The 3,311-nt window shown below is 65.2% G+C and carries 3 protein-coding genes; 1 reads left to right on the top strand and 2 read right to left on the bottom strand.

The window, feature by feature from the left end; translation table 11 throughout:
* Positions 1–14: 14 nt before the first annotated feature.
* Positions 15–1,226 (bottom strand): hypothetical protein, encoded by a 1,212-nt coding sequence (locus J0I64_RS08850; protein WP_291407248.1) that lies wholly within the window; start codon positions 1,224–1,226, stop codon positions 15–17.
* A complete protein-coding gene (gene dusB / locus J0I64_RS08845) occupies positions 1,223–2,203 on the bottom strand; it encodes a tRNA dihydrouridine synthase DusB (protein WP_366933728.1) in 981 nt (326 codons plus the stop codon). Before dusB ends, J0I64_RS08850 begins: the two co-directional genes overlap by 4 nt.
* 194 nt (positions 2,204–2,397) lie before the next feature.
* Here dusB and ispD point away from each other — a divergent pair.
* Positions 2,398–3,311: 2-C-methyl-D-erythritol 4-phosphate cytidylyltransferase (ispD, locus tag J0I64_RS08840; RefSeq protein WP_291407244.1), on the top strand; the 914-nt coding region annotated here is incomplete at its 3' end.

The following is a 3,311-nucleotide window of genomic DNA, read 5'->3' as shown; positions in this document are numbered from 1 at the left end:
CGCCCACCTCGAGATCAGGTGACCAGCGCCGGCGTCCGGCTCGACCGCCGCCAGCGCTCGTGCATGGCGCTGGCCACCAGCGCACCGGCGAAGTTGCCCACCACGAACGCGGTGGCCGCTGCGGTGGTGCCGCCGGACGGGACGAACACGATGGTGGGCACCAGGATCGTGAGGCCGAGCGTGAGCGTGATGGCCACCGTCGCCGCCTGGTCCTTGCGGATGCGCGCCTCCGACAGCCGGATCGATGCCAGCGCCCACGGGATGCCGGCCAGCATCAGGGTCGGCAGGAGGCGCGCCAGGCGGTTGTAGTCCGACCCGAAGACCGCGGCGATGGCCGGCCCGACCACCAGCGACCCCAGCCACGCCAGCACCGCCAGGCCCAGCGAGAACACCAGCGCCTCGCGCTCCCGCTCCGAGCCGGGCACCCCGGCGACCTCGGTGACCTGCGCGTCCTTGCCGCCCTCCACCAGCAGCACCTGGGCGATGGCCGCCGGCAGGAGGAACACCATCGAGGTCACCGTCCAGGCCAGGAAGAAGCTGGCGTTCACCGAGGGACGCACGCTCTGGGCCACCACCAGCGGGAGCACGAACTGAGGCGCCTGGCTGGCCAGCGTGGCCACCCAGTTGACCCCGGCGTAGCGGGCGAAGGGACCCACCGAGCGCGGACGGTGGAGGGTGATGCGACCGCCGCCCATCCGGCCGAGGAACACCAGCGACAGCACGCCCACCAGCGCCAGCGGCGCGAGCATCAGCACGTACAGCCAGGTGGCGGGATCGAGGCCCGGGTCCCACAGCACCAGCGGCAGGCGCACCAGCGAGGCCACCGCGATGCGCCCGACCAGCCAGCCCCACCGCCGGGCCGCCATCAACCGCACGTCGGCCAGCAGCATCACCGACGTGCCGGCGGTGAACAGGCAGAACAGGGCCCAGGACCCGAAGGAGCCGTTGACCAGCCGGGTGGCGCTGGTGTCGACGAGGGCCAGGTACAGCGAACCGACCACCACCGACGACACCACGGTGGCCACCACGGACCACCCGAACAGCGCGTCGGAGTCCCGGTTCTGCAGCGTGGCGTGACGGGCGAGGGCGATAGTCAGCCCGAGCCCCGACGCGTAGTTGACGAACTGGATCTTCCGGCCGACATCGAGAACGATGATCGGCTGCGGCAATGCCTGCAAAACCGAACGGGACGGAATGGGATCCTTGTCTGTCATGGCAGCACTCATGCAGCCACTCTCCATTCAGGCGAAAATACTCGGCCAATGAGGTCAATGACCTCGGCCGGCTGGTCATTGTTGAGAAGGGAGTTGCGGGTCGGCTTGTCGAGATCGAGGTTGGCAGCCTCGGCGTACCAGTCGAGGTGCTTGCGCGCGGCGCGCGACCCAACTTCGGTGCCGTACTCGACCAGCATTTCTTCGTAGTGCGTCTGGATGAGCGCAATCAGCTCAGCGTCCTTGGGGGCATCCTTTGGCGTTTCGCCGGCCAGGACGGCGCCGATCTGCCCTACGCGCCATGGGCGGCCTTGCGCTCCACGCCCAAGCATGACTGCGGCGGCTCCGGATTGCTCCAGGGCTGATGCCGCGGTCTCGGCATCGATGATGTCGCCGTTGACGACCACCGGCACCGAAACGGCCTCGACGACCGCGCGCACCAGTTCCCAGCGGGCTGTGCCCTTGTAGAACTGTTGCCGTGTGCGGCCATGTACCGTGATCATCCGTGCGCCAGCATCGACCGCCATCTTGGCAATCTGGGGGGCGTTGAGGCTGTCATCGTCCCAGCCAAGGCGCATCTTGACCGTAACCGGCAGGTCCGTTGCACCAGCAACAGCTTCGACGATCGCAAGCGCCTGATCGGGCACCCGCATCAGGGCGGAGCCGGCATAACCGTTGGTCACGCGCTTGGCGGGACATCCAAAATTGATATCGACGATATCGGCGCCAGCGGCGCCAGCGATCCTGGCGCCCTCAGCCATCCAACCTGGCTCACACCCGGCCAATTGCACCATATGCGGCAGGTCGCCCGCTCGACGCAGCTTGCGCACCATGTCACTGTGGCCCGTGCCCAGTGCTGCGCTCGCTATCATTTCGGAGACGACAAGACCCGCGCCATAGCGTTCCGCGATTTCACGGAAAGGGCGATCGGTGATTCCAGCCATTGGCGCGAGGAATGCGCGGTTTCGAACAGCGTGGCCACCAATGCTCAATGTAAAGGCATTATCTGACAATCGCTGCCCCAGAAATGGTCACTGTTAGCAAGGTGCCTGCACAATAATCATTTTGGCACCATGCGCAACAGCTAACCCGTATGCGTCTGGCGGGAACCTGTGCTGCTCTTGCCGCATGCCGAGGTGAAGGCTAGACCATCCTTATACACCAAGGTCGAGTTACCCCTGCCGATATGCCTACACGCCCCAAGTTCATAGCCGCCATCATTGTTGCAGCCGGGAAAGGCGAGCGCGCTCAAACAGGGGATTTTGCCGAACCCAAACAATACCGCCGCGTCGGCGGCAGGCCGGTTCTGGCTCGTACGCTCGACGCTTTTCTTGCGCATCCCGACATTTCAGCGGTCGTGCCGGTCATTCACCCTGACCATGCAGAACGCTATCAATCGCTGGAGATGGCGGGCGAGCATCTTCTCCCGCCGGTTAACGGTGGAGCGAGCCGCCAGGCCTCGGTGCTGGAGGGGCTGAAGGCTCTCGCGCCGCATCGGCCGGACCTCGTGCTGATTCAGGATGCAGCTCGCCCCTTTGTTAGCCTTGAGCAGATCGAGAACGTTCTTGAAGCACTCAGGACGCATGACGGCGCCCTGCCGACCCTGCCCCTGACCGACACCATCAAGCGCGCGCCCGATGGGAAGGATGTCGTTTCTACCGAGGATCGGCGGACGCTGTTTGCCGCGCAGACGCCGCAGGGCTTCAGCTTTGGGCAGATATTCTCGGCCCACATGCGGGCGGAAAGCGTACGTCGGGAGTTTACCGATGACGCCGAAATCGCTGAATGGGCGGGCCTGCGGGTCGCAATGACCCCTGGCGACCGCAGCAATTTTAAGATTACCCACCCTGAAGACTTCCGCCGGGCAGAGCGGCATATTTCTGGAGACCGAGCCATGGAAACCCGCGTTGGCACTGGCTTTGACGTACACTCGTTTGAGCCAGGCGATGCCGTCTGGCTGGGTGGTGTGCGGATCGAGCACACTGCCAAGCTCAATGGCCACTCTGATGCGGACGTGGCTCTGCACGCCCTCACCGACGCGATTCTCGGCGCCATTGGCGAAGGCGATATCGGTGTTCACTTTCCGCCAACGGATATGCA

It is taken from the genome of Devosia sp., from assembly GCF_017307565.1.
In the GTDB taxonomy this organism is placed as follows: domain Bacteria; phylum Pseudomonadota; class Alphaproteobacteria; order Rhizobiales; family Devosiaceae; genus Devosia.
Note: the sequence above shows the minus strand (reverse complement) of the source record. Positions and strands in the feature narration are given on the sequence as shown.